Source organism: Microbacterium sp. X-17 (assembly GCF_039615055.1).
Genome location: NZ_JBDHNI010000002.1, coordinates 965832 through 990575, shown reverse-complemented (window position 1 = coordinate 990575; position 24744 = coordinate 965832). Strand labels below are relative to the sequence as shown.

Below are 24744 nucleotides of genomic sequence, written 5' to 3'. Positions count from 1 at the left end.
TGAGAGGATGCCGCATACCTTCGACGATGCCGTGCGCTCCGGTGTCCTGGGCCACATGAACGCCGACCACACGGGTGACAACGTGCTGATCGTGCGGGCATTCGCCGGAGTCGAGGCGACCTCCGCCGTGATGACCGGGTTCGACGGCGACGGCGCCGACTGGGATGCCACCACCGCGGCCGGCGAGACGCAGCACGTCCGCGTGCCGTGGCCGGGCGGTCCGGTCACCGAACGCGCCGAGGTCCGGCGCGAGGTCGTCGCGCTCTACGACGAGGCGTGCGGCCGGCTGGGGATCGAGCCGCGCCCGCACTGATCGAGGTTAGGTGGACCTAACCTCGCCCGCTACACTGAGCGCATGCCCGAGCCGATCCCGTTCTCCACGGCGCTCCGCGAGCGCTCGACCGCCGCTCACTCGTCCAGCGAGACGAGCGGCTTCATGTCCGATCTCATGCAGGGCGAGGGCTCGCGCGAGGACTATGTCGCCCTCGTCGCCCAGCACTGGTTCATCTACGCGGCGCTCGAGAGCGCGGCGGAGGCGATGCGGCAGGACCCCGTGGCCGCCGCGTTCATCACCGACCGGCTCACGCGCCTGCCCGCGCTGGAGGCCGACCTCGAGTTCCTGATCGGCCCGGACTGGCGCGACCGGATCGAGTCGTTGCCGACGACCCAGCGCTACGTCGACCGCATCGACGCCGTCGGCGCGACCTGGCCGGGCGGCTTCGTCGCCCACCACTACACGCGCTATCTCGGCGACCTGTCCGGCGGCCAGTTCATCGGCAAGGTCATGGCGCGGCGGTTCGGCTTCGAGACCAACGGGATCGGCTTCTACGTCTTCGACGACATCGCCGACCCCGCCGCATTCAAGGACGCGTACCGCGAGCAGCTGGATGCCGCGCCGTGGGACGAGGCGGAGAAGGCCCGCGTGATCGACGAGGTCCTCCTCGCGTACCGCTTCAACACGGAGCTGTTCGAGGACCTCGCCCGCGCGAAGGCCGAAGCCGCCGCCTGACTCAGGCCGCGCGGACCGCGCTCATGAAGCGCTGGACGTCGGGATCGACCCGGACGTCGCGGGGCCGGAGCGGCCGCGACAGGTAGAGCCCGTCGAGCGAGGTCAGCCGGCTGAGCGCCACGTACGTCTGCCCCGGGGCGAACGCACCCGAGCCGAGGTCGATGACGGCGCGCTGGTAGGTCTTGCCCTGCGACTTGTGGATCGTCACGGCCCACGCGAGCCGCAGCGGGAACTGCGTGAACTCCGCCACGACATCGCGCGAAAGCGCCTTCGTGCCGGCGTCGTACGAGTACCGGAACCTCTCCCAGACCGCGGGCTCGACCTCGTGCTCGACGCCGTCGACCTCGACGCGCACCGTGCCCCCCGCGATCCGGGTGACGGTGCCGATCGTCCCGTTGACCCACCGCGGCGGCTCCGGATACCCACCGACGTCGTTGCGCAGGAACATGACCTGCGCGCCGATCTTCAACTGCAGCTCCACGTCGGCGGGATAGATGTCGCCGCGCCCGAAGTCGCCGTTGATCTCGGCGAGCGCGGTCTGCGCCCGGCCCTTCAGGGCGTCGAGATGGCGCCGGTTGATCGAGGTGACGATGTCGTTGCGCGTCGCGAGCGTGATGACCGGGGGCTCGCCGTCGACCGGCTCGGGCGCAGGCCGCGCGCCGACATCGTTGAGCACCTGCGCCATGTCGGCGGTGACGTGGCCGTGCCGCACCGCGTTGAGCAGCGCTGTGAACCGCGGATCGGACTGGCGGTGGATCTGCCGCAGCTCCTCGATGCGGAGATCCGCGCCGTAGCGTCCGAGGTCGAGGATCCCGGCGGCATCCGGCTCGTCCCCGGCCCACACACGCGCGTCGAAGAACCACGAGGAGCGGTAGTGGTCCTGGATGTAGCGGAGCTCGTCGCCGCGCGGCGGCACGGGCGCCAGCTGGTACGGATCGCCGAACATGACGACCTGCACGCCCCCGAACGGCTCGCCGCGGCGCCCGCGGGCCTGCCGGAGGGAGCGGTCGATCGCGTCCATGAGGTCGGCGCCCACCATCGAGATCTCGTCGATCACGAGCGTGTCGATCGCGTTGAGGATGCGCCGCGTCGCATCCGACTGATCCAGCTCGCTGTCCGCGATGAGCCCGATCGGCAGGCGGAAGAGCGAGTGGATCGTCTGGCCCTCGACGTTCAGCGCCGCGACGCCCGTCGGCGCGCAGATCGCGAGCTGCTTGCTCGTGTTCCACGCGAGGTGCCGCAGGAGGGTCGACTTGCCGGTGCCCGCGCGGCCCGTGACGAACACGTGGTCGCGCGTGTTCTCGATCTGCTGGAACAGCGACTCCTGCTCGGCGGACAGAGGCGTGCTCACCGTGACATGGTAGTCAGCCTCGGACGGCCCTCCGGCCGCTTCCCAGGCGATTCGCCCGGGCGCTTCCTAGACTGGGGCCGTGAGCGGGCCGACCGAGGGGGCGATCGCCGACACTCCGGTGTCGCCGCGACGTCGGCGACGGTCTCGCCGTCTCGCGGTGGATCTGTCGATCCTCGGCATCGTCGGCGTGCTGCTCGTCGGCGCCACCGTCGCCGGCGGAGTCACGGTGTACCGGCAGTTCTACAGCCCCACCGCGTTCGTGCTGCACTACCTGGGTCTCCTCGGCGACGGACGCGCCGCGGACGCGCTGGCCCTCCCCGGCGTCGCGGTCGATCCGACCGTCCTCACGGCCCGCGGGCTGCCGTCCACGGCCTCGACGGCGCTCCTCCGTCAGGCGGCGCTCGGCCATCTGAGCGACGTGCACCCGATCGCGGAACAGGCCGACGGCGACCTCACGCGCGTCACGGTCGGCTACTCGGCCGGCGGATATCCGGCGCAGACGACCTTCGCCGTCCGCCGCGACGGCACGGCGGGCGTCCTGCCCGCGTGGCGGTTCGATACGAGCCCGCTCGCGATCGTCGACCTCACGGTGCTCGGATCGGCGGACTTCCGGGTCAACGGCTTCGACGTCGACAAGAACCAGGTGTCCGCGGCGGCGGATCAGGCGAGCGCGGTCCCGCTCCTCGTGTTCTCCCCCGGCCTTTACTCGGTGACGGTCGACACGCCGGTGGCAACCGCCGACGGGGTCGCGGTGCTCGCCGACGCCCCGCTCACCCAGGTGCCGGTGGACGTGCAGGCGCAACCGACGGCGCAGTTCGTCTCGACCGTGCAGTCCCGCGTCGAGCAGTTCCTCACCGACTGCACCACCCAGCGGGTGCTCCAGCCGACCGGGTGCCCGTTCGGCTACGTCGTCTACAACCGGATCGACGGCCTGCCGACGTGGTCGATGGTGAAGCAGCCGACGGTGTCGATCGTCCCAGACGGGGCGAACTGGCGCATTCCGGGGACTCCCGCGACCGCGCACATCGAGGTCGACATCCGCTCGGTCTCGAACGGCTCGTTGCACCACGTGAGCGAGGACGTGCCGTTCCTCTTGGACGGCTCGATCACGACCCAGAGCGACGGATCGCTGTCGATCCAGCTCGGCGGCTCCGCGACCGGCTGAGGGTCTGCGACGAGATTTGCTGTGCAGATCGTTGACAGATTGTTATGGTGCTCGTGACGGTCGAAGGGGTCGACCGAAGGGGAATTCAAAATGAAGCGTAGTTCTGTCGTGAAATTCGCGATCTCGTTGAGTGTCGCTGGGGCACTTGCGCTCGGAGCGTCACCGGCATTCGCCGACAGCGGAAGTCTCGCATCATCCGCACCGGTCACGGTTGACGTGAACCCGTTCTCGGATGCTCAGGCGTTGGCGCGGCTGGAAGCGCTGGCACAGACACAGACGGCCGCAGACATCGCCGCAATCGTCAACACCGGACTCCCGAACGTCAGCCTGCGGAACGGAGCCGGCGACATCATCGCCGTCTACCTTCCGTCTCCCGGCATCACACCGCTGCTTAGCCAGAGAGGGCCAGGGTGCGCTGCCGGCGACGCCTGCGCCTTGGCAAATGGTGGCAGCACGCCATTCGGCTTCTACGGGACGGGGTTGCTTTCGGTCGGCATCCCGAATGTGACGAGGATCTCCGCAGGGTCGAACACCACGACCTTCTGGTACGGCGGCTCAGGCGATTTCGTCTCAGCGGGAAGCACGGCATTCGTTCCCAACCGGTACTACACGCGGGTGACGCGCAGCTAGTTGGGCGAATTCGGCGACGACGATCGTGGCCGGCCCATGTCTGGTCGGCCACGATCGTCGTCTCACCATCCGCGACCGACTGAAGCCGGCGGCGGCTCAGCGGCCGCCAGTGCGGGCGTCGCGGTCGGCGAGCTCCTGCAGCTGCGCGTTGTACGCCTCGAGCTCGGCGTCGCCCGTGCGATCCGCATGCCGGTCGCGGACCCGATTGCGCCGGGTGTCGCTGCGACTCCACTGGATCGCGACGGTCAGCGCGAGGATGAGCGACGGGATCTCGCCGATCGACCACGCGACACCTCCGCCGACGTACTGGTCCTCGAGCGGTGTCCCGCCCCACGTGCGCCCCATCGACCCGAACCACTCGGCCACCATGAGGCCGGACTGCTCCATGATCGCGACACCGAAGAACGCGTGCATGCCCATGACCGCGAGAAGCGTCACGAGCCGCCCCGGATACGGCAGGCGGTACGGCACCGGGTCGATCCCGATCAGGGACAGCACGAAGAGGTAACCGGTGATGAGGAAGTGGGCCGTCATCCACTCGTGCCCCGCGTGGTCGTACAGCGACCAGCGGAAGAGGTCCGTGTAGTAGAAGACGAAGAGCGAGGCGACGAACAGGCCCGCGGTGAAGAACGGGTTCGTGATGATGCGGCCGAACGGCGAGTGCAACGCCCAGAGGATCCACTCCCGGCCGCCGCGCGTGCCGTCGTCGCGCTTTCGGATGGCCCGGAGCGCGAGCGTGATCGGCGCACCAGGCACGAGCAGCAGGGGGATTGCCATGGTCAGCAGCATGTGCCCGGCCATGTGCACGCTGAAGAGGTACTCCTGGTAGACGTTGACCGGTCCGCACGTCACCCACAGGAGCAGCAGCATCCCGCCCAGCCAGAGGATCGTGCGGTACACGGGCCAGCGGTCGCCGCGACGGTGCAGGCGCCACACGCCGGCGAGGTAGAAGAAGACGCCCGCCGCGACGATGACGACCCACACCGGGTCGATGTTCCACGACGTGAACCAGCGCGAGATGTCGAGCTCCGGCGGAAGCGGCGAGCCGGAGAGGATCTCCGCGGGCGTGCGCACGGTCGGCACCGCCTCGCCCACCGGCGGCGGTGTCCGCGCGAGGGCGACGCCGGCGCCGCTCGCGATCCCCATGAGGGCGAGCTCGAGCACGACGAGGCCCCAGAACCGGCGCGCCCGCCGATCCTGGTCCATCCGCCCGATCAGCCGCAGCCGGTACCAGGCGCCGAGCGCCCCGAGGCCGATGAGCACGACGATCTTGACCCCGAGGATCGCGCCGTACGGGGTCAGCAGGCCCGACCAGTCGCCGACCGCAACGATCGCACGGGCGGTGCCCGAGTACGCCACCACGACGAACGCGAACAGCGCGATCGTCGAGTACCGGCGGAGGAGATCCGGCACCTCCCGTTTCGCAAGCAGCGGTCGGACCACGACGAGCAGCAGCAGCCCGCCGACCCAGACGGCCGCGGCGAGCATGTGCAGGATCAGCGACGTCATCGCGACGTCGTGGGTGGACAGCTCGCCCGAGTGACCCTGCGTGCCCATCGGCACGATCACGACGAGGGCGAGGATCGCGACGAGGAACGTCGAGGTCCAGCCCCTCACCGCGAACGTCAGCACGGTGAGCGCCGCCCCGCCGACCGTCGTGAAGAGCCACGTGCGGCCGAGCTCCTGCTGCACGAGGAAGCTGCCCAGCTGCTCGCCGAAGAGCATGTCGCCGCTCGGTGCGGCGTTGGAGACGTTCACGAACGTGAAGAACCCGGTCACTCCGGCGGCGACCGTGAACACCGCGGCGGAGACGGATGCCGTGTCCAGCGCGACGTCGAAGGCGCGCTCCCCCGCCTTCAGCCCGAACAGCGCGAGCACGAGAGAGCCCGCCATCCCCGCGGCGCCGAGGTTGACCGCGACCGTCGAGATCGGGAGGCCCCACCGGACGACGGGGCCGGGATCGGCGATCACGAGCGGCGCCGCGCCGCCGCCGTAGGCCAGCAGCACGAGGAGTGCGACGACGGCCGCGACGCCCAGAACGAGGGGGCCGGCGGCACGAAGCGCGCGGGGGTGCATCCCTCAAGCCTAGGCGCGTGTTCCTTCCAGAAACGCAGAGAGGGGGAGGCGATCCGCCTCCCCCTCTCTGACGACGACTTACTTGACGGCGCCCTTGAGCTTCGAGCCCGCCGTCACCTTGACGCGCTTGCCCGCGGGGATCTTGATCTCCGCACCCGTCTGCGGGTTGCGGCCCGTGCGGGCGGCGGTGGAGACCTGCTCGAACGAGAGCCAGCCCGGGATCGAGACCTTGTTGCCCTTGGCGACCGCGTCGGCGACCGTGGCGAAGAGCGAGTCGAGCACGCCCGAGACAGCGGACTGGCTCTGGCCCGTCGCGCTGGCGATGCTCGCGACGAGCTCGGTCTTGGTGATGGACTTGTCGGCCATGTGGTTTGTCCTCCACGGACGGACGATGCCGTCCTTCGTTTCTCGGACCGGGAGCGGGAGCTTCCGGCTGGTGTGTGCAACCGACTCGAATATTAGCTGGCATCCCGCGGATTTCCGCGGATTTCCGACCAGAAAGCACGAAGCCCCCGAGGACGGATCCTCGAGGGCTTCGGGCGAAGCAGGTGGTTACCAGCTCGACTTGGTCACACCGGGCAGCTCGCCACGGTGGGCCATGTCACGGAAGCGGACACGCGAGATGCCGAACTTCGTGAGGACACCGCGGGGACGGCCGTCGATGACGTCGCGGCTGCGCAGGCGCACGGGCGACGCGTTACGGGGCAGCTTCTGCAGGCCGACGCGGGCGGCCTCGCGCTCCTCGTCGGAGGCCTGCGGGTTGACGAGCTGCTTCTTCAGCTCGGCGCGCTTCGCGGCGTAGCGGTCGACGACCACCTTGCGCTGCTCGTTGCGGGCGATCTTGCTCTTCTTGGCCATGGGTCAGCGCTCCTCTCGGAACTCGACGTGCTTGCGCACGATGGGGTCGTACTTCTTCAGCACGATGCGGTCGGGGTTGTTGCGGCGGTTCTTGCGCGTCACGTAGGTGTACCCCGTGCCGGCGGTCGAACGCAGCTTGATGATCGGACGGACGTCCTGAGCCTTCTTCGCCATCAGAGCTTCACACCCTTCGCGAGGAGGTCCTTGACGACGGCCTCGATGCCACGGGCATCGATGACCTTGATGCCCTTGGCGGACACGTTGAGCGTGACCTTACGGCCGAGCGACGGCACGTAGTAGGTCTTCTTCTGCACGTTCGGGTCGAAGCGGCGCTTCGTCCGTCGGTGCGAGTGCGAGATGTTGTGACCGAAGCCGGGAACCGCTCCAGTCACCTGGCACACAGCAGCCATGGTGATGTCTCCTTCATTACCGTGGAACCGGACGGTTCCACCCAAGATCCCTTGTCTGCACCGCCGGAGCGGCACGAACTGCGCGCAGGAGTGCACGCAGACAAACGCCTACTCTAGCACGGCGGCTTGCGCGCCCCGTCCCCAGCGGAAGGCTGAGACCGTCGGATCGCCCGCGATCCAGAACCGCCACGGGAACACGGCCGTGCCGGCGACGCCGGCCACCCCGACGCGGGGGCCGGACGCGACGCTGGGGAGGGGTTCGTCGCGCAGCAGCAGGCGCGCCTCGGCATCCGCCTGCCGCCCGCCGCCGACCGCGTCGATCCCGTCGTGGACCGGATGCCGCAGCCCGACCGCGTCGCCGAGCCGGCCGGGACCGCGGGCCAGGTCCCGCGCGATCCGCGCCGCGGGGCGGCGCCGGCGCGCGGCATCCGCCCCGTCGACGACTTCGCCGGCGCGCAGCAGCACTCCGCCCGCGACGCCGGCCGGGCCGCACACGACGTTGACGCAGGAGTGGATGCCGTGGCTCAGGTACACGTACAGGTGGCCGGGCTCGCCCCACATCGTGGCGTTCCGCGCGGTCGGACCCATCCGGGCGTGGGAGCCGGGATCGGGCACGTCGCCGGTCCCGCGGCCGTGGTACGCCTCGACCTCGGTGAGGCGCACCGCGACGCGCTCGCCCGCGACGCGGGTCTCGAGCACCCCGCCGAGCAGGCGCGGTGCGACCTCGCGCGGGAACCCGGACAGCTCCGCGCGCGTCGCGGGGTGCAGGCCCGGCGGCATCCCCCTCACTGGGTCGCTGCCTGGCACCACGAGATGTCGGAGCCGGCGAGGGCCACGACCTCCTGCCCCGTGTCGAGGTCGACGATGTGCGTCTCGACCCGGCCGGGGAGGGGCCGCAGGTACGTGTCGTAGGGGTTGGACACGATGTCCGGGGCGAGCAGGAACGCGCCGTAGCGGCCGTTCGGCGAGATGCACGTCTGGAGGAACGCGGCCGACGCGGCGATCGTGAAGACTGGCTTCGACGTCGTGCCGTCGGCGCTCACGCGGTAGACGGTCGTCCCCTGCGCGACGCCGCCCGTCACGACGGCGAACGGGCGGAGAGCCTCGTTCGCGGAGCCTGGCAGCGGGGTGAGGATGCCCTCCGAGCCGGGCACGCCGGTCGCGACCGGGAGCGGGGTGGTCGAGCCGTCCGCGAGGTTGACCACGACCATGCCGTCGATCCGCTCGATGATCGCGAGCTGCGACCCGCGGGCGATGCCCTCGATCGCGGCCGCCGTGCCGAGGTCGGTCGCCGTCGTGCCGCCCGGCGCGGTCAGGAGCAGGCGGCCGGCGAAGTTCGCGATCAGCACCCGGTCGGTGTCGGGCACGAACCGCCACTGCGCGACACGCGCATCCGCCCCCGCGGGCTGGACCGCGACCGGCTGCGCGGTCGGATCCGACAGCGACACCGTGTAGAGCACGCTGTCCGCGCCGGCCCCGGTGGCCGGATCCCGGTCGGAGTAGACGAAGCCGATCGTCTCGCCACGATCGGCGGATTCGAGCCCGCTGACGTTCCCGGTGCCGGGAAGGGGCAGGTCGCGCCGGTTCTGGCCGTCGCGATCGGTCACCACGAGCTCCGGCACGTTGTCGTGGCGCAACGAGATCACGAGGTGACCGGAGGTCGCGCGGAAGTCCTCGATGTGCGCGTCGCGGAAGACCGGGACGGCCGCGGTGCCGGCGAGACCGGTGCGGAAGATCGTGTCCCCGTCGGTCGCGCGCTGGAGCAGGAAGACCTCGAGATCGGGCGTCTGGAACGTCTCCGAGAGGGTCGAGGCGGGACCCCCGCCGACCCCGGTCACGTTCGCGATCTGGACCGTGTACTGCGTCGCGTCGTACAGCGGGAGCGTGAAGCGGATGCCGATGCTCCGGCCGGACGTGTCGACGGTGAACGGAGCCGCGGGCGTGACGGTCACCTGCTCGGGCCGCACGGTCTGCAGCGACTGGTTGGTCGTGAGGATGAGCCGGGAGCCCGAGGACGAGACCGCGGCGGCGGGATCCACCTGCACGTCGGTCGTCCGCGGACCCTGCATCGCGCTCACGGCCGCGCCCGCGGCCCCCACGATCGCGAGCGTGAGGATCGCGATCCCGAACCCGGCCAGGAACAGGCGCAGCCGGCGTCGGCGCGACCGCCCGCGGCGGGACGAGGAGCGCTCAGTACTCATACGGATCCTTGGGCGCCGCGATCGTCGCGACCTGAGCGGCGTCCACGCGCAGGCGACCGTCGGCGTCGGCGCGGATCGTGCCGGTCACCGTGACCCATTGGCCGGCCGGCAGACCGAGGTCGTCCGTCGCGATGGGGACCGATGCGGCCTGGGCGTCGACGACGCAGTGCGTGATGACGAGGCGCGTGAGCCCGAAGCCGCCGCTCTGCTTCGACGGGCCGACGAAGCCGGTGAGCGTGACGGCCTTGCCGACGAACTGGTCCGGATCGGTCGCGCTCGCGAACACGCTCGCCCAGTCGCCGACGCCGAACGCGGCGGTGTCGCCCGTCGTCGCGAGCGCGACCCGGTCGGCGCCGCCGAACAGCGGGGGCGCGTTCGCGCCGCGCTCCAGCGCGAGCTGCGTGGACAGCGCGGTGGGCGGCACGACGAGCATCGTGGCCACGAGCGCGGTGGACAGCACGCCCCCGGCGACGGCGGCGATGCCCGCGATCGACGCGCCGCGCACCTCTCCCTCGTGCTCGTGGTCGTCGTGGGCGTGCCCGTGGTCGTGACCGTGCCCGTCGTCGGCCTCGGCCCCCAGCGGCAGGGTGAACGTGAGAGCCGCGCCGATCAGCAGCACGACCGACATCCCGACCGCGAACCACGCCGAGTCGGGGTTGATGTACAGGCCGATCTGCCCCGTGACCGCGAGGGAGAGCGTGACGACGGCGAGCACCGCCGCCAGGCCCACGCCCAGCAGGCGCACCGCGATCCACCGCCCCTTACGCAAGGAGGTTCACCCCGATCGCGATCGCGAAGGCGGACAGGAGGACGACCACGACGATCCCCGCGATCGTCCGGGTCGTGAACGTGGTGCGCAGCAGCGCGATCATCTTGACGTCCACGATCGGGCCGATCAGGAGGAACGCGACGATCGAGCCCGGCGTGAACGTCGAGGCGAACGACAGCGCGAAGAACGCGTCGACGTTGGAGCAGATCGACACGACGATCGCGAGCGCCGCCATCGCGACGATCGAGTAGACCGGGTTGGAGCCGATCGCGAGCAGCGCCTCGCGGGGTACGACGACCTGGACGGCGCCCGCGAGCGCCGAGCCGATCACGAGCGCCGGCATGACGGCGCGGAGCTCGACGATGAACTGCGCGATGCTGCGGCGGCCGCGGCTCCCCTGCTCGTGCGCGACGATCTCGCGCGAGCGCGCGAAACGCGCGGTCAGCAGGCCGTCCGGATCCGGATGCCGGCTGTACAGCCATCCGATGAGGTTCGCGATGAGGAACCCGCCGACGAGCCGCGCGACCAGGATGCCGTCGCTGAACCCGAACGCCTGGTGGGTCGTGATGATGACGATCGGGTTGACGATGGGGGCGGCGATGAGGAACGTCATCGTCTCCGCGACCCCGAACCCGCGGATCAGCAGGCCGCGGGCGAACGGCACGTTGCCGCACTCGCACACCGGGACGATCATGCCCAGCAGCGACAGCACGAGGCGGCGGGCCCAGGCCTGCCGCGGCATCCATCGCTCGATCGACGCCGGCGGCACCCACACCTGGATGACGATCGACAGCACGACGCCGAGGACCACGAACGGCAGCGACTCGACGAGGACCGACAGGGACAGCGTGATCCCGTCCTGCAGGCGGGTCGGCATGTCCGGGATGACGTCCGGCGCGAAGAACCGGAGGCCGACGAGGACCGCGATCGCGGCGAGCCCGACGCCGATGCCCGCGATCGCCGTGCGCGAGCGTGTCGTCCGCGGCGGGGTCGCGCCCCGCGGGCGCGTCGTGGTGCGAGGGGCCGTCACGCTCGGTCGCGGGCCAGGGCGCACGAGCGGCACAACCCGAAGATGTCCACGATGTGCTCCGCGTCGGTGAAGCCGTGCTGGGACGCGGTCGTGCGCGCCCACTGCTCGACGGCGGTGGCCTCGATCTCGACCGTGAGGCCGCACGAGCGGCAGATCAGGTGATGGTGGTGGCCGGGGGTGGTGCAGGCGCGATACAGGCTCTCGCCCTCCGGGCTCTGCAGGGAGTCGGCCGAGCCGTCGGCCGCGAGCCCGGCGAGGGCTCGGTAGACCGTGGCGAGCCCGATGCCCGTGTTCTCGTCGCGCAGCTGCGCGTGCAAGGTCTGCGCGCTCACGAAGCCTCGGGTGTGCGCGAGCGCCTCCTTGACGCGCTCGCGCTGCCACGTGTTGCGCTGGGCCATGCGCGGGAGTCTACCGACGGTCTCTGGCAACCGGCCGGGTCAGGCGCCCCCGGCCGGCCCACCCCACCGTGAGAACGCGCTTGTGTCTCAAAATGGGGTCCATTTTGAGACACAAGCGCGTTCTCACGTCCGGGGGGTCAGGCTACGCGGGTCTGGCGGTCGCGGCGGGCGCCCACCAGCCGGCAGACGACGTAGATGAGGAAGGACAGGGTCGTGATGTACGGGCTCACCGGGAGCGTGCCCGCGATCGCGAGGAGGATGCCGCCGACCGCGGACACCACGCCGAAGACCGCGGCGAGCAGCGGCACCGCCACGGGGCCCGTCGCGATCCGCATCGCCGCCGCCGCGGGGGTCACGAGCAGCGCCATCACGAGCAGCGCCCCGATGATGTGGACCGCCACCGCGACGATGAGGCCGAGCAGCAGCATGAACGCGAGCGAGACGAACCGGCCCGGGACCCCGCGCGCCGCGGCCGCCTGCGGGTCGAGCGAGTCGAAGCGGAGCGGACGCCAGAACAGCAGCAGCGCGACCACGACAACGGCGCTGATGCCGATGAGCCAGCCGAGCTGCGACGACTGCACCGACACGATCTGCCCGGTCAGGAGGCTGAAGCGGTTCGCGCTGCGGCCGTTGTAGAGCGACAGGAACAGGATGCCGAGGCCCAGGCCGAACGGCATGAGCACGCCGATGATCGAGTTGCGGTCGCGCGCGCGGGCGCCGAGCCATCCGATGATCGCCGCCGCGAGGAGGGAGCCGACGATCGAGCCGGTCACGACGTCGACGCCCAGGAAGAGCGCCGCGGCCGCCCCCGCGAACGACAGCTCCGAAATGCCGTGCACGGCGAACGCCATGTCGCGCTGCATGACGAACACGCCGACGAGACCTCCGGCGAGACCGAGGACCGCCCCCGCCCAGACGGAGTTCTGCACGAGGTCGAGGATCGCCCCGTACTGCGACAGGCCGCCGAACATCGCGGACCACACGTCGGCCCAGCTCACGACGGAGCCCCGTCGTGGTAGTGCTGGGACTCCTCGGCATCCGGCGCGCCCACGACGACGAGCCGGCCGCCGGCGCGCAGCACATAGACGGGCGCGCCGTAGAGGTCGGAGAGCACCCGGGAGTCGAGCACCTCGTCCGGGGTGCCGAGCATGAAGCGGCCGCCCGCGAGGTACAGGATGCGGTCCACGCTGCCCAGCACGGGGTTGATGTCGTGCGTGACGAACAGCACCGCGGCGCCCGCCGCGCGCCGGTGCTGGTCGATGAGCTGGATCACCGCGCGCTGGTTGGCGAGGTCGAGGCTCGTGAGCGGCTCGTCGCAGAGGACCAGGCGGGGCGCGTCCGCGAGAGCCTGCCCGACCCGCAGCCGCTGCTGCTCGCCGCCGGAGAGGAGCCCGACGGGCCGCTCCGCGTAGTCGCGCGCGCCGACGGCGTCGAGGAGCCGGTCGATCCGCGCCCGGTCGCCGCGGCGCGGGATCGGCAGTCCGAACCGGTGCCCCGCGACGCCCAGCCCGACGAGGTCGCGCGCCCGCATCGTGGTGTCGCGGGGGAGCGGGCGCTGCTGCGGCACGTACCCGATGCGGCGGTTCCCCGCGCGGCGCACGGGCTCGCCGAGCGCCGTGATCGTCCCCTCCGACAGCCGGTCGAGGCCGAGGATCGCGCGCAGCAGGCTCGTCTTGCCCGTTCCGCTCGGCCCCAGCACGGCCACGAACTCGCCCGGCGCCACGTCCAGGTCGAGTCCGCTCCACAGCTCGCGGTCGCCGCGGCGCAGCGCGGCGCCCGTAATCCGGAGGGGCGGAACGGCCGTCACTTCCCCAGCGCCTGCGCGATCTGGTCGATGTTCTGCTGCATCCATTGGACGTAAGTCTGTCCGGCCGGCAGGGTCTCCGTGAACTCGAGGACCGGGATGCCGGCCGCGGTCGCGGTGTCGACGACCTGCGTCGTCTCGGCACCCCCCGCCTGCGCGTTCACGATCACGAGCTTCACGGTGCCCGCCCGGAGCAGTCCGATCGCGTCGAGCAGCGTCGCGGGCGGCACGTCGTGGCCCTCCTCGACCGCCTGGCTGAAGGCATCCGGGGTCACGCTGTCGAGCGCCGCCGCGGCGATCAGGTACCCGGGCACCGGCTCCGTCACGAAGACCTGCGCGCCCCGATGCTGCGTCGCGATCGCCGCGAGCGCGCTCTCCAGCCCCGCGACCTGCGTCGTGAAGGCCTGCGCGTTCGCGGCGAACGCGTCGGCGCGCGACGGGTCCAGCGTCGAGAGCTGCGTCGCGATCGCGTCGGCGACCTGGGCGGTCGTGGCCGGGTCGTACCAGACGTGCTCGTTGAAGCCCTCGAGGTGGTCGGCGCCCTTCCACGCGGGCGAGTGCTCTGCCGCGACGACGACCGGAGCGCTCGACCCGCTCGCCTGGACGAGGGAGTCGAAGAACGTGTCGTAGCCGCCGCCGTTCTCGACGAGGAGGTCCGCGCTCCGCACCGCGAGTTGGTTGCTCGCGGTGGCCTCGTACTCGTGCGGGTCCTGGCTCGGCGAGTCGATGAGGGCGGTGACCGTCACGGCGTCGCCGCCGATCTGCTGCGCGATCTGCCCGTACACGTTCGTCGAGGTGACGACCGAGATGCGTCCGTCGCCGGTGCTCGTGCCGGATGCTCCGCCCGAGCATCCGGTGAGAACGAGGGCGGCCAGGGCGACGAGGCCCCCGAGGAGCAGACGTTTGGGCATGCCCCCGACTCTACGGGTATTGAGAATCGTTCTCAAATCCGCCGGGGACGGCGGCCGCGCGGGCGGATCAGTCGAGGAGGAGGGCGGGCTCTTCCAGGATCGAGGCCACGTCGGCGATGAATCGGCTCATGCCGTCGCCGTCGATCACGCGGTGGTCGAACGACCCGGCGACCGTCGTCACGTAGCGGGGCCGCACCTCGCCGTCGACGACCCACGGCTTCTGGCGGATCGTGCCGAGCGCCACGATCCCCGCCTCGCCGGCGTTGAGGATCGGGGTCCCGGCGTCCATCCCGAACACGCCGATGTTCGTGATCGTGATCGTGCCGCCCTGCTGGTCGGCGGGGCTGGTCTTGCCCTCGCGCGCCGTGAGCGTGAGCTTCTCCAGGGCGCGGGCGAGGTCGCGCATGCTGAGGTCCTGCGCGTCCTTGATGTTGGGCACGAGCAGGCCGCGCGGGGTGGCCGCGGCGATGCCGAGGTTCACGTAGTGGTGGACCCGGATCTGCGCGCCGTCCTCCCCGTCGACCCACGCGGCGTTCACCATCGGCGTGCGGCGGACGGCCCAGATGACGGCCCGCGCCATGATGAGCAGCGGCGAGACACGGACGTCGGCGAAGTCGGGCGAGGCCTTCAGGCGCTTGACGAGCTCCATGGTGCGCGACGCGTCGACGTCGGTCCACACCGACACGTGGGGCGCCTCGTGCGCGGACTGCACCATCCCGCTCGCGACGGCCTTGCGCACCCCGCGGACCGGGATCGACTCCGACCGCGCGTCGGGGGAGACCACGGCAGCCGCGGGCGCCGGCTCGGCGACCGTGATCGTCTCCTCGCGCTCCTCGGGCCACGCGGGCGTCTCGATGTTCCGGAACACGCTCGCCTGCGACGCGTGGCGCAGCACGTCGTCGCGCGTCACCTCGCCGGCCGGGCCGCTCGGCACGACGTGGGCGAGGTCGACCCCGAGGTCGCGCGCGAGCTTGCGGATCGGCGGCTTCGCGACGACCCCGACGGATGCCGCGACCGGGCGCTCGGCCGGCTTCCGGCGCCGCGAGACCGCCTCGCCGCCGGTGCCGTAGCCGACGAGGACCGAGCCGCTGCCGGAGGCGTCGGCGGACGCGGGCTCCGACGGCACGACGGCGGGGGACGCGGCATCCGCCTCGCCCGCGATCGTGATGATCGGCGCGCCGACCTCGACCGTGTCACCCTCGGCAGCGAGCAGCTCGCCGACGACGCCCGCGAAGGGCGACGGCAGCTCGACGAGCGACTTCGCCGTCTCGATCTCGACGAGCACGTCGTTGATCGCGACGGTGTCGCCGGGGGCGACGCGCCACGTCACGATCTCGGCCTCGGTGAGACCCTCCCCGACGTCGGGGAGCTGGAAGGTCTGAGTGCTCATCGGGGATCCCTTCAATAGGCGAGAGCGCGGTCGACGGCCTCGAGGATGCGGTCCGGGTCGGGCAGATAGAGCGACTCGAGCTTGGCGGGCGGGAACGGCGCGTCGAAGCCGGACACGCGGAGCACGGGCGCTTCGAGCGCGTAGAACGCCCGCTCCATGACGGTGGCGGCGACCTCGCTCCCCACGCTCACGTTGCCCGGCGCCTCCTGCGCGTAGACCATACGACCCGTGCGACGCACGGAGTCGAGGATCGGGCCGTAGTCGATGGGGGAGAGCGACCGCAGGTCGATGACCTCGCAGCTCGTGCCCTCGGCCTCGGCGAGCGCGGCGGCCTGGAGCAGCGTCGTGACCATGGCGCCGTGACCGACGAGCGTCACGTCTGTGCCGCGCCGGACGAGCCGGCTGGCGTGCAGCGGCAGGGCGCGCTCGGCGAGATCCACCTCGCCCTTCTGCCAGTACTTGCTCTTCGGTTCGAGGAAGATCACCGGGTCGGACGACGCGATCGCGTCCTGGATCATCCAGTACGCGTCGTTCGGCGTCGACGGGCTCACGACGCGCAGGCCCGCCGTGTGCGCGAAGTACGTCTCAGGGCTCTCCTGGTGGTGCTCGACCGCGCCGATGTGCCCGCCGTAGGGGATGCGGATGACGACCGGCATGCTGATCGTGCCTTCGTGCCGGTTCGTCAGCTTCGCGAGCTGCGTCGTGATCTGGTCGAACGCGGGGAACACGAACCCGTCGAACTGGATCTCGCACACCGGCCGGTAGCCGGACATCGCGAGGCCGATCGCGGTGCCCACGATGCCCGACTCGGCGAGCGGGGTGTCAAGCACGCGGCGGTCGCCGAACTCGGCCTGCAGGCCCTCCGTCACCCGGAACACGCCGCCCAGCGCGCCGATGTCCTCGCCCATGAGGAGGACCCGATCGTTCGTCGCGAGCGCGCGGCGCAGACCCGCGTTGAGCGCCTTCGCCAGGGGCATCGTCTCGGTCGTGCTCATGCCTGGCCCCCCTCGAACGCGCGCTCGTACTCCGCGAGCCACGCCGCCTGCTCCTCGAGGAGCGGATGCGGCTCGCTGTAGACGTGCTGGAAGATCATGTCGGCCGGGAGACCGCCGAGCGCGATCGTGCGCGTCCGCGCGTCCTCGGCGATGGCGGCCGCGGCGGCCTCGGCGTCCGCGAAGAACGCGGCCGACGCGCCGCGGGACTCGAGGAAGGTGCGCAGCCGCACGACGGGATCGCGCTGCGTCCACGCCTGCTCCTCGTCGGAGGTGCGGTACTTGGTCGGGTCGTCGCTCGTCGTGTGCGCGCCCATGCGGTACGTCACGGCCTCGATCGCCCGCGGCCCGAGCCCGGCGCGCGCCTCGTCCAGCGCCTGCTTCGTCACGACGTAGCTGGCGATCACGTCGTTCCCGTCGATCTGGATGCTCGGCATCCCGTAGCCGGCGCCGCGCTGGAAGAGCGGCGCGCGGGACTGGGTCGCGACCGGGACGGAGATCGCCCACTGGTTGTTCTGGAGGAAGAAGACCTCGGGCGTGCGGTAACTCGCCGCGAAGACCATCGACTCGTGCACGTCGCCCTGGCTGGACGCGCCATCGCCGTAGTAGACCATGACGGCCTGGTCGCGCTCGGCGTCGCCCGTGCCGGATCTGCCGTCGAACGCGAGCCCCATCGCGTAGCCCGTCGCGTGCAGCGTCTGCGACCCGAGCACCATCGTGTAGATGTGCATGTTGCCGTTGGCGGGGTCGGCCGGGTCCCACCCGCCGTGCGTCAGCCCGCGCATGAGGCGAATGATGTGCACCGGGTCGACGCCGCGCACCATGCACACGACGTGCTCGCGGTACGAGGGGAAGAGGTGGTCCTGCGGCCGCGCGGCGCGCGCGGAGCCCACCTGCGCCGCCTCCTGGCCGAGGCTCGGCGGCCACAGCGCCAGCTGGCCCTGCCGCTGGAGGAGCGTCGCCTCGCGGTCGAACGCCCGCACCGCGAGCATGTCGCGGTAGAACTGCTCGAGCTCGGCATCCGTCACCGCCTCGGCGGCGGCGAGGTACGGTTCGGCGGCGGGGGTGGGGGACAGCGTCCCGTCCGCACCCAGGATGCGCACGAGCGAGGGATCGTCGACCGGGATCACCGTTCTACGCTAACGTGCGGCCCGGGTGGGCTTCTGGGAGGTTCCGGACAACGGATGCCGCGATCCCTAGGATCCTCTCCACAGACTCCTCCTCGCCGACGGAGACGCGGATGCCGTCCCCCGCGAACCCCCGCACGATCAGGCCGGCCGCCTCGAAGGCATCCGCGACGACCGTCGTCTCCGCTCCCGCGGGAAGCCAGACGAAGTTCCCCTGCGCTTCGGGCACCTTCCAGCCGAGCTCGCGGAGACCCGCCGCGAGCCGGTCGCGGCGCTGCGCGATCTCGCGCACGCGGATGAGGAGCTCGTCCTCCGCGTCGAGGCTCGCGAGTGCCGCGTGCTCGGCGGTCGCCGTCACCGACAGCGGGATCGCGGTGGAACGCGCCGCGTCGAGGATCCGCCGGTGGCCGATCGCGTAGCCCACGCGAAGGCCGGCGAGGCCGTACGCCTTCGAGAACGTCCGGAGCGAGACGACGTTCGGATGCCCCTTCGCGCCGACGACGCGCAGCCCGTCCGCCGGCTCCGGCGCGGTCACGAACTCGCCGTACGCCTCGTCCAGGACGACGAGGACGTCGCCAGGGATGCGCTCCAGGAACGCGGTGAACGCGGCGTGGCCGACGACCGGACCCGTCGGGTTGTTGGGCGAGCAGACGAGGACGACCCGCGTGCGCTCGGTCACCGCCGCCGCCATCGCGTCGAGGTCGTGCCGGCCGTCGGACGTCAGCGGGACCTCGACAGGCGTCGCGCCGGCGACGCGAACGAGGCCGGGATAGGCCTCGAACGACCGCCAGGCGTAGACGACCTCGTCTCCGGGCGCCGCGGCCGCGAGGATCAGCTGGGCGAGGATCGCGACGCTCCCCGCACCGATGTGGACCTCGTCCGCGGTGACGCCGAACCGCGCCGCGAGGCGTTCGCGCAGGCGCGCGGCCGTGGCATCCGGATAGCGGTTGACGTGCTCCGCGGCGGCATGGATCGAGGCCAGCACGCTCGGCAGCGGCGCGTTGGGGTTCTCGTTGCTGGAGAGCTTGAACGCGTCGTCGTCCGCCTGTCGTCCTTGACGGTAGGGGGCCAGCGACGCGATCTCCGGGCGCACGCGCACGGGGATGTCGTCGGTCACCCGCTCAGTCTAGGAGCGGGGGCGTGATACCAATCTGGTGTGATACCGTTTTGGTATGGCTATGACCGTTCGTCTCCCCGAGGAACTCGACGCCCAGCTCGAGGCGCTCGCCGCCGCCCGCCACACCTCGAAGCACGCCCTGCTCATCGAAGGCGTCTCCATGCTCGTGGATGCCAGCCAACGGACCGCGCGCGTGACCGGTATCGCCGCCGACGTGCGCGAGCGTTACGCGGAGCTCATGCGGCGTCTCGAAGACGCATGACCGAGTACCTCGATCTGCCGCTCGCGGCCGCGATCGCCTCGGAGATGGGTCTGCACGTCCGCGACCTCGGGCTTCTCTCCTCCGCGCTCGCCCGGCCAGGGGCCGCGATGTTCGGGGTCGAGGCGTATTCCGACCTGCATGAGAAGGCTGCCGCGCTGTTGTCGTCGCTCGCGCAGAACCATCCGTTCTTCGACGGCAACAAGCGGTTCTCCTGGGTGGCGACCCTGACGTTCCTCGAGCTGAACGGAAGTCGGGTGGACATGCCGATCGACGACGCGTTCGCTCTCGTCCTCGGCACGGCCCAGAGCCAACTCGACATCCCGGAGATCGCCGACGCGCTGCGCCGCTACGTCGTGGAGGCGTGACCTCGGGACGACACCGATGGGAGACTGCTCGCATGGGCTTCCTCATCCGCGTGGTCGTCAACGCGTTCGCGATCTGGGTCGTGACCCTGATCCCCGCACTGCAGGTCTCTGTGATCGCGTTCCCGCCGGGGGAGACGCTGCAGTTCGTGCTGACGCTCCTGATCGTGGCCGTGATCTTCGCGCTCGTGAACACGATCATCGGGACCGTCATCAAGGTGCTGGCCTTCCCGATCTACATCCTCACGCTCGGCCTCATCTCCCTCGTCATCAACGGGTTCCTCCTGTGGCTGACCGCGTGGCTCACGTCGTTCTGGTCGTGGGGGCTGCGCGTCGAGGACTTCTGGTGGGGCATCCTCGCCGCCCTGATCATCTCCCTCATCAACTGGGTGTTCGGGCTCATCCTCCGGCCGCGGAACCGGGACCGCTGACGACCGGCGCCCACGTCGTGACCTCCGCGGGAGCGTCGGCCAGCTCGCCGAGCACGTCGCGGAGGTGCGCGACGCGCGGATCGGCCGAGGCGTCCACGAGCCGGGCGGTCTCCTCGTAGGCGGACAGCTGGTGCGCGCCGAGCGCGAGATCGCCGATCGACGGCTGCGGATCCGCCGTCCGCTCCGCGACGAAACCGCCGGGTGCCCCGACGGGCGCGGGGCTGCCGCCACCCGCGAGAAGTGCGACCGGATCGTCGCGATGCCGCACCTGCACGCTCAGCGTCCCCGCCCCGACCTCCGCCTCGACCGGTGAGCCGAACGTGACGAGCGCCCGAGTGTCGTAGCCGCCCTCGAGCGCCAGGCGGGACGCGATCATGGCGCCCTGCGAGTGGCCGACAGCGTAGACCGCGTCGCCCTGCCGCGCGCCGGATGCGGCGAGCGCGGCCTCGGTCGCCGCGTACGAGTCGGAGCGCGTGCCCGTGTACAGCCGCAGGTTCGACGACATGTCCCACGGCTCCGCCCCCGCCCACCCCTGCGTGCCGCCCACGTACACCGCGAACCGGCGCGCGCCGTCGGGCATCGCGTAGCGCTCGACGCGCACGCGATCCGGACTCGCCGGGATCCGCCCGGCCAGCTCCGCAAGCGACGCCGGCCGCCCGGACGGCGCGACGGCCGTCGCGCGCATCGGCGGCGGCGCGGCCTCGCCCTCGAGCACCGCGCCGGCCGGGATCCGGCCCCGCGCCGCCTGCCGGACGGCAAGGACGGTCGTGCCGGCGAGCACGAGCGCCGTCGGGGTCGGGAGGAACCCGAACGGGAGCAGCCCGAGCACCGTCTGCCGGACGAACTCGCCGGCCCAATCGCCCGTCCCGCGGGCGTCCGCCCCGCGCGCCGCGCGCGCCTCGACGCGCTCGTACCCGGCTGCGGCCTCGCGGAGCGCGCGCTCCAACGCCCGGGCCTCCTCCGCGCACGCCTCCGCCCACCGCACGAGCGACGGCCCGGTCGGCCACGCGAGGTCGGCGAGGCCGAACAGCGCGACCGCCCGCTCTACGTCCGCCGCCGCGTCCTGGAGCAGCGCCGCGAGCGCGGATGCCTCGTCCGCGGCGGACTCGAGGGAGGCGGCGTCCACCGCGATCGCACCGCCGCTGCGGATCTCGAGGTCGCTCACGGCTCGCGCCACGGCCAGAACTGCGGGCCGCCCGGCAGGTGCTCGGGCGCGTTCTCGAGCGCCGCCGCGAGGGCCGACACCTCGGTCTGCCACGCCTCGACGCGGGCACGGAACGCGTCGAACGCGCGGGAGCGCCACCGGACGTCCGCCACCAGCCCGGACGCGCGGGCCGCCGCCCGGCACGCGGCCTCGGCCGCCGCATCCACCGCGGCACGCGCGGCCGTGCGCAGCATCAGCGTGTCGTCGGAGGGCGGCGAGAGCATGCGACCAGCCTCACGCCCAGACCGGAGGTACGGCGACCCCGGGCACGTCCTGTGGGCAGGAGCCGCGAAAATCCACGCTGTGCAGGCGACGCGCCGACCTCCACAATGGAACGATGACGTTGCCCGCGACCGAGCCGTTCCGGGTCGTGTTCGTGTGCACGGGCAACATCTGCCGCTCGCCCATGGCGGAAGTCGTCTTCCGCGCCTTCGCCCAATCGGTCGGCCTCGGCGAGCAGATCGTGTCGACGAGCGCCAGCACCGGCGATTGGCACGTCGGCGAGCGCGCCGACCACCGCACGCTCACTGCCCTGGAACGGCGCGGATATGACGGCAGCGCGCACCGCGCGCGCCAGTTCACCTCGGCGGACTTCGCGGGCAACGACCTCGTCGTCGCGCTCGATCGCACCCACGAGCGGATCCTCCGCGGCTGGGCCCCCACCGAGCCGGACATCGACAAGATCGTGCTGCTCCTCGCCTTCGACGTCGCGCATCGCGGCGTGCTGGACGTGCCCGACCCGTACTACGCGGGGCCGGCGATGTTCGACGACGTGCTCGGTATGATCGAGAGCGCGTGCCGTGGACTGTTCCGGCAGCTCGAGCCCGCCATCCGGCCCGCGCATTGACCGCCATCGACGGGAGCATCGTGTCGTCCTTCCCCGTGCAGCCGCTCAGCCCTCTCGACGGAAGGTACCGGCCGGTCGTCGCGCCGCTCGGCGAGTACCTCTCCGAGGCCGGCCTCAACCGCGCCCGGGTCGAGGTCGAGGTCGAGTGGATCATCGCGCTCACCTCGCGCTCGCTGTTCGGCACGCGTCCGCTCAGCGAGGTCGAGTGCGACCGCCTGCGCCTCCTGTACCTCGACTTCGGGCAGAAGGAGATCGACGCCCTGGCCGAACGCGAGGCCGTCACCCGCCACGACGTGAAGGCGGTCGAGTACCTCGTCCGCGACCGGCTCGCCGAGATCGGCCTCGGAGCCGTCGCCGAGCTCACCCACTTCGCGTGCACGAGCGAGGACATCAACTCCGTCGCGTATGCGCTCACCGTCAAGCGCGCCGTCCACGATGTCTGGCTCCCCGCGCTGCAGCGGGTGATCGAGGCCGTGCGCGCGCTCGCGCATCAGCACCGGGATGCCGCGATGCTCGCCCGCACGCACGGACAGCCCGCCACACCCACGACGATGGGCAAGGAGCTGGCGGTGTTCGTCGCCCGGCTGGCCCGCGTCGAGCGCCAGCTCGCGGCATCCGAGTTCCTCGCGAAGTTCTCGGGTGCGACCGGTACGTGGTCGGCGCACGTCGCGGCGGCGCCGGACGTGTCGTGGCCGACCGTGACGCGCGAGTTCGTCGAGAGCCTCGGGCTCGACGTGAACCCCCTCACGACCCAGATCGAGCCGCACGACTGGCAGGTCGAGCTCTACGACCGCGCGCGGCACGCGGGTGGCATCCTGCACAACCTCGCGACCGACATCTGGACCTACATCTCGCTCGGGTACTTCTCGCAGATCCCGGTGCCGGGCGCCACGGGCTCCTCGACGATGCCGCACAAGATCAACCCGATCCGCTTCGAGAACGCGGAGGCGAACCTCGAGATCGCGGGGGCGCTGTTCGCGTCGCTCTCGCAGACCCTCGTGACCTCGCGGCTCCAGCGTGACCTGACCGACTCGACGACGCAGCGCAACATCGGTGTCGCGTTCGGGCACTCGCTCCTCGCGCTCGACAACCTCCGGCGCGGTCTCGGCGAGATCGCCCTCGCCGAGGACGTGCTGCGCGCCGACCTCGACGGCAACTGGGAGGTGCTCGCGGAGGCGATCCAGACGGTCGTCCGCGCCGAGATCGTCGCGGGGCGGTCCTCGATCAGCGACCCCTACGCGCTGCTGAAGGACCTCACGCGCGGGCACCGCGTCGGCCCGGCCGACCTCGCCGCGTTCGTGTCGGGGCTCGACATCGGCAACGAGGCGAAGGAACGCCTGCGCGCCCTGACGCCCGCGACCTACACGGGCCTGGCCGCCGACCTCGTCGACGACCTGCCCTGAGCCTCAGTCGGTCGAGCCGGGCTCCCGGCCCTCGGGCTTCTCTTCGGGCTTCTCGGACGAGTCGCGCGGCAGGAGCACCGGACGGTCGATCGTCTTCGTGACGTCGGCCGGGTCGACCGCGAGCAGGAGCAGCGCGATCCCGATCAGGGTCACGACGAAGACGCTGCCGCCGAGGACCGACGCGACGATCAGCGCCTGCATCTTCGCGGCGTCCGGGATGTCCTGGAGGATCCCCATCGACAGGAGCGTGACGAGGAACGCGAAGGCGGCGGCCGCGAACGCGAGTCCGAGCAGCTGCACTGGCTTCATGAGTTCACGACGCCGTGGACGTTCGTTCATCCGCGGTCACCTTCCGACGGCGTGCCCGATGCCGCGGTCGCGGCCGGGGTGGGCTTGGCTCGGGGCGAGAACGCCGCGATCCCCAGATAGACGGCGATGACGGCGGCGTAGCCGCCGAAGACGCCGACGCCGATCGCGATGCCCGTCAGCGTGAAGGTCTGGTGAGCCTCGTCGATGTAGTAGTTCAGCGCGTACCCTCCGGGCACGAGCATCAGGCCGACACCGAGGATCAGCGTGATCGCGCCGACCACGATCGCGTCCCGTGCGTCGGCTCGCGGCTCGCTGCCGCTGCGGCGAGCGAGGATGCCGGACAGCAGCTCGAAGAAGCCCGTCGCAAGCGCCCACGCGATCACGATCACGAAGAAGAGGGTCGTCGACCGCCACGCGACGATGCCGCCGGCCATGCCCGCCAGGACCGTCAGCACGCCGAGCACGACGGCCGGCCAGCGGTGATCCGCCCGGTAGACGAGCCAGGCGGCGATGAGCAGCACGACAGCCGTCGCGATCGCGAAGCCGCTGAAGACCGAGAGCCCGACGGCCGCGGAGTGATCCGGCGAGAACGTGATCATCAGGGCCGCCAGAGCCGCGAACGCCGCGCGGGCCATCTGCAGGTGCCGCACGGCGAAGGTGCGGGCAGAGGGCGAAGACGGCACGGCAG

31 protein-coding genes are annotated in these 24744 nt (G+C 71.4%); 9 read left to right on the top strand and 22 right to left on the bottom strand.

The window, feature by feature from the left end; genetic code table 11:
* The first annotated feature begins 7 nt into the window (after window positions 1–7).
* A complete protein-coding gene (locus ABCS02_RS13285; protein ID WP_345836117.1) occupies window positions 8–313 on the top strand; it encodes a DUF2470 domain-containing protein in 306 nt (101 codons plus the stop codon).
* Window positions 314–355: 42 nt separating this feature from the next.
* Window positions 356–1009 (top strand): biliverdin-producing heme oxygenase, encoded by a 654-nt coding sequence (locus ABCS02_RS13280; RefSeq protein ID WP_345836116.1) that lies wholly within the window; start codon window positions 356–358, stop codon window positions 1007–1009.
* A 1-nt stretch (window position 1010) separates the two neighbouring features.
* On the opposite strand, the gene ABCS02_RS13275 is transcribed toward ABCS02_RS13280, so the two are convergent.
* Window positions 1011–2360, bottom strand: a complete 1350-nt coding sequence (locus tag ABCS02_RS13275; protein WP_345836115.1) for an AAA family ATPase — start codon at window positions 2358–2360, stop codon at window positions 1011–1013.
* Between the two features lie 79 nt (window positions 2361–2439).
* On the opposite strand from ABCS02_RS13275, the gene ABCS02_RS13270 reads away from it, so the two are divergent.
* Both ABCS02_RS13270 and ABCS02_RS13265 read left to right on the top strand, forming a co-directional pair.
* On the top strand, window positions 2440–3525 hold the full coding sequence (locus tag ABCS02_RS13270) for a hypothetical protein (RefSeq protein ID WP_345836114.1): 1086 nt from the start codon (window positions 2440–2442) through the stop codon (window positions 3523–3525).
* A 108-nt stretch (window positions 3526–3633) separates the two neighbouring features.
* Complete coding sequence (locus tag ABCS02_RS13265; protein WP_345836113.1) at window positions 3634–4155, top strand: hypothetical protein; 522 nt, start codon at window positions 3634–3636, stop codon at window positions 4153–4155.
* A 96-nt stretch (window positions 4156–4251) separates the two neighbouring features.
* On the opposite strand, the gene ABCS02_RS13260 is transcribed toward ABCS02_RS13265, so the two are convergent.
* From ABCS02_RS13260 to ABCS02_RS13180, 17 genes are all read right to left on the bottom strand, one after another.
* Window positions 4252–6231: a cytochrome c oxidase assembly protein gene (locus ABCS02_RS13260; protein ID WP_345836112.1), complete on the bottom strand. Its 1980-nt coding sequence runs from the start codon at window positions 6229–6231 to the stop codon at window positions 4252–4254.
* A gap of 78 nt (window positions 6232–6309) precedes the next feature.
* Window positions 6310–6597 (bottom strand): HU family DNA-binding protein, encoded by a 288-nt coding sequence (locus ABCS02_RS13255; protein WP_345836111.1) that lies wholly within the window; start codon window positions 6595–6597, stop codon window positions 6310–6312.
* A gap of 186 nt (window positions 6598–6783) precedes the next feature.
* Window positions 6784–7089, bottom strand: coding sequence for a 30S ribosomal protein S14 (rpsN, locus tag ABCS02_RS13250; RefSeq protein WP_345836110.1), 306 nt, complete (start codon window positions 7087–7089; stop codon window positions 6784–6786).
* 3 nt (window positions 7090–7092) lie between these two features.
* Window positions 7093–7263 (bottom strand): 50S ribosomal protein L33, encoded by a 171-nt coding sequence (rpmG, locus tag ABCS02_RS13245; protein ID WP_320942767.1) that lies wholly within the window; start codon window positions 7261–7263, stop codon window positions 7093–7095.
* A complete protein-coding gene (gene rpmB / locus ABCS02_RS13240; RefSeq protein ID WP_345836109.1) occupies window positions 7263–7499 on the bottom strand; it encodes a 50S ribosomal protein L28 in 237 nt (78 codons plus the stop codon). The genes rpmG and rpmB overlap by 1 nt, the downstream gene beginning before the upstream one ends.
* A 108-nt stretch (window positions 7500–7607) precedes the next feature.
* Entirely contained in the window at window positions 7608–8279 is a 672-nt protein-coding gene (locus ABCS02_RS13235; RefSeq protein ID WP_345836108.1) for a DNA-3-methyladenine glycosylase, read from the bottom strand.
* A 5-nt stretch (window positions 8280–8284) separates the two neighbouring features.
* Window positions 8285–9700 (bottom strand): hypothetical protein, encoded by a 1416-nt coding sequence (locus ABCS02_RS13230; RefSeq protein ID WP_345836107.1) that lies wholly within the window; start codon window positions 9698–9700, stop codon window positions 8285–8287.
* Window positions 9690–10469, bottom strand: a complete 780-nt coding sequence (locus ABCS02_RS13225) for a TIGR03943 family protein (RefSeq protein ID WP_345836106.1) — start codon at window positions 10467–10469, stop codon at window positions 9690–9692. Before ABCS02_RS13225 ends, ABCS02_RS13230 begins: the two co-directional genes overlap by 11 nt.
* Entirely contained in the window at window positions 10462–11499 is a 1038-nt protein-coding gene (locus tag ABCS02_RS13220) for a permease (RefSeq protein WP_345836105.1), read from the bottom strand. Before ABCS02_RS13220 ends, ABCS02_RS13225 begins: the two co-directional genes overlap by 8 nt.
* The gene (locus ABCS02_RS13215; protein ID WP_345836104.1) at window positions 11496–11897 is read right to left on the bottom strand and encodes a transcriptional repressor; all 402 of its coding nucleotides are present in this window, start codon (window positions 11895–11897) and stop codon (window positions 11496–11498) included. Before ABCS02_RS13215 ends, ABCS02_RS13220 begins: the two co-directional genes overlap by 4 nt.
* 137 nt (window positions 11898–12034) lie before the next feature.
* Window positions 12035–12895: a metal ABC transporter permease gene (locus ABCS02_RS13210; RefSeq protein ID WP_345836103.1), complete on the bottom strand. Its 861-nt coding sequence runs from the start codon at window positions 12893–12895 to the stop codon at window positions 12035–12037.
* Entirely contained in the window at window positions 12892–13704 is an 813-nt protein-coding gene (locus tag ABCS02_RS13205) for an ATP-binding cassette domain-containing protein (RefSeq protein WP_345836102.1), read from the bottom strand. Before ABCS02_RS13205 ends, ABCS02_RS13210 begins: the two co-directional genes overlap by 4 nt.
* Window positions 13701–14612, bottom strand: coding sequence for a zinc ABC transporter substrate-binding protein (locus ABCS02_RS13200; protein WP_345836101.1), 912 nt, complete (start codon window positions 14610–14612; stop codon window positions 13701–13703). Before ABCS02_RS13200 ends, ABCS02_RS13205 begins: the two co-directional genes overlap by 4 nt.
* Window positions 14613–14679: 67 nt before the next feature.
* Window positions 14680–16002, bottom strand: a complete 1323-nt coding sequence (locus tag ABCS02_RS13195) for a dihydrolipoamide acetyltransferase family protein (protein ID WP_345836100.1) — start codon at window positions 16000–16002, stop codon at window positions 14680–14682.
* 11 nt (window positions 16003–16013) lie between these two features.
* Window positions 16014–16997 (bottom strand): alpha-ketoacid dehydrogenase subunit beta, encoded by a 984-nt coding sequence (locus ABCS02_RS13190; RefSeq protein ID WP_345836099.1) that lies wholly within the window; start codon window positions 16995–16997, stop codon window positions 16014–16016.
* On the bottom strand, window positions 16994–18124 hold the full coding sequence (locus tag ABCS02_RS13185; protein WP_345836098.1) for a thiamine pyrophosphate-dependent enzyme: 1131 nt from the start codon (window positions 18122–18124) through the stop codon (window positions 16994–16996). Before ABCS02_RS13185 ends, ABCS02_RS13190 begins: the two co-directional genes overlap by 4 nt.
* A gap of 4 nt (window positions 18125–18128) precedes the next feature.
* On the bottom strand, window positions 18129–19238 hold the full coding sequence (locus ABCS02_RS13180; protein WP_345836097.1) for a histidinol-phosphate transaminase: 1110 nt from the start codon (window positions 19236–19238) through the stop codon (window positions 18129–18131).
* A gap of 55 nt (window positions 19239–19293) precedes the next feature.
* Between ABCS02_RS13180 and ABCS02_RS13175 the strand changes: the two genes are divergently transcribed.
* The 3 genes from ABCS02_RS13175 to ABCS02_RS13165 are packed head-to-tail and all read left to right on the top strand — an operon-like array spanning window position 19294 to window position 20293.
* Window positions 19294–19500 (top strand): ribbon-helix-helix protein, CopG family, encoded by a 207-nt coding sequence (locus tag ABCS02_RS13175; protein ID WP_345836096.1) that lies wholly within the window; start codon window positions 19294–19296, stop codon window positions 19498–19500.
* A complete protein-coding gene (locus tag ABCS02_RS13170; protein ID WP_345836095.1) occupies window positions 19497–19865 on the top strand; it encodes a type II toxin-antitoxin system death-on-curing family toxin in 369 nt (122 codons plus the stop codon). The genes ABCS02_RS13175 and ABCS02_RS13170 overlap by 4 nt, the downstream gene beginning before the upstream one ends.
* Before the next feature lie 32 nt (window positions 19866–19897).
* Window positions 19898–20293 carry a phage holin family protein gene (locus ABCS02_RS13165; RefSeq protein ID WP_345836094.1) on the top strand — a complete coding sequence of 132 codons (396 nt, stop codon included), beginning with the start codon at window positions 19898–19900 and terminating at the stop codon, window positions 20291–20293.
* Here ABCS02_RS13165 and ABCS02_RS13160 read toward each other — a convergent pair.
* The gene (locus ABCS02_RS13160; protein WP_345836093.1) at window positions 20262–21458 is read right to left on the bottom strand and encodes a hypothetical protein; all 1197 of its coding nucleotides are present in this window, start codon (window positions 21456–21458) and stop codon (window positions 20262–20264) included. The two genes, ABCS02_RS13165 and ABCS02_RS13160, sit on opposite strands and share 32 nt — an antisense overlap.
* Window positions 21455–21721, bottom strand: coding sequence for a hypothetical protein (locus ABCS02_RS13155; RefSeq protein WP_345836092.1), 267 nt, complete (start codon window positions 21719–21721; stop codon window positions 21455–21457). The genes ABCS02_RS13160 and ABCS02_RS13155 overlap by 4 nt, the downstream gene beginning before the upstream one ends.
* A 113-nt stretch (window positions 21722–21834) precedes the next feature.
* Here ABCS02_RS13155 and ABCS02_RS13150 point away from each other — a divergent pair, with 113 nt between their 5' ends.
* Window positions 21835–22344, top strand: coding sequence for a low molecular weight protein-tyrosine-phosphatase (locus ABCS02_RS13150; protein WP_345836091.1), 510 nt, complete (start codon window positions 21835–21837; stop codon window positions 22342–22344).
* A gap of 20 nt (window positions 22345–22364) precedes the next feature.
* Entirely contained in the window at window positions 22365–23747 is a 1383-nt protein-coding gene (purB, locus tag ABCS02_RS13145; protein ID WP_345836090.1) for an adenylosuccinate lyase, read from the top strand.
* Window positions 23748–23750: 3 nt separating this feature from the next.
* Here purB and ABCS02_RS13140 read toward each other — a convergent pair whose 3' ends face one another.
* A complete protein-coding gene (locus ABCS02_RS13140; protein ID WP_345836089.1) occupies window positions 23751–24086 on the bottom strand; it encodes an amino acid transporter in 336 nt (111 codons plus the stop codon).
* Complete coding sequence (locus tag ABCS02_RS13135; RefSeq protein WP_345836088.1) at window positions 24083–24739, bottom strand: acyl-CoA synthetase; 657 nt, start codon at window positions 24737–24739, stop codon at window positions 24083–24085. The genes ABCS02_RS13140 and ABCS02_RS13135 overlap by 4 nt, the downstream gene beginning before the upstream one ends.
* Between the last annotated feature and the right edge of the window lie 5 nt (window positions 24740–24744).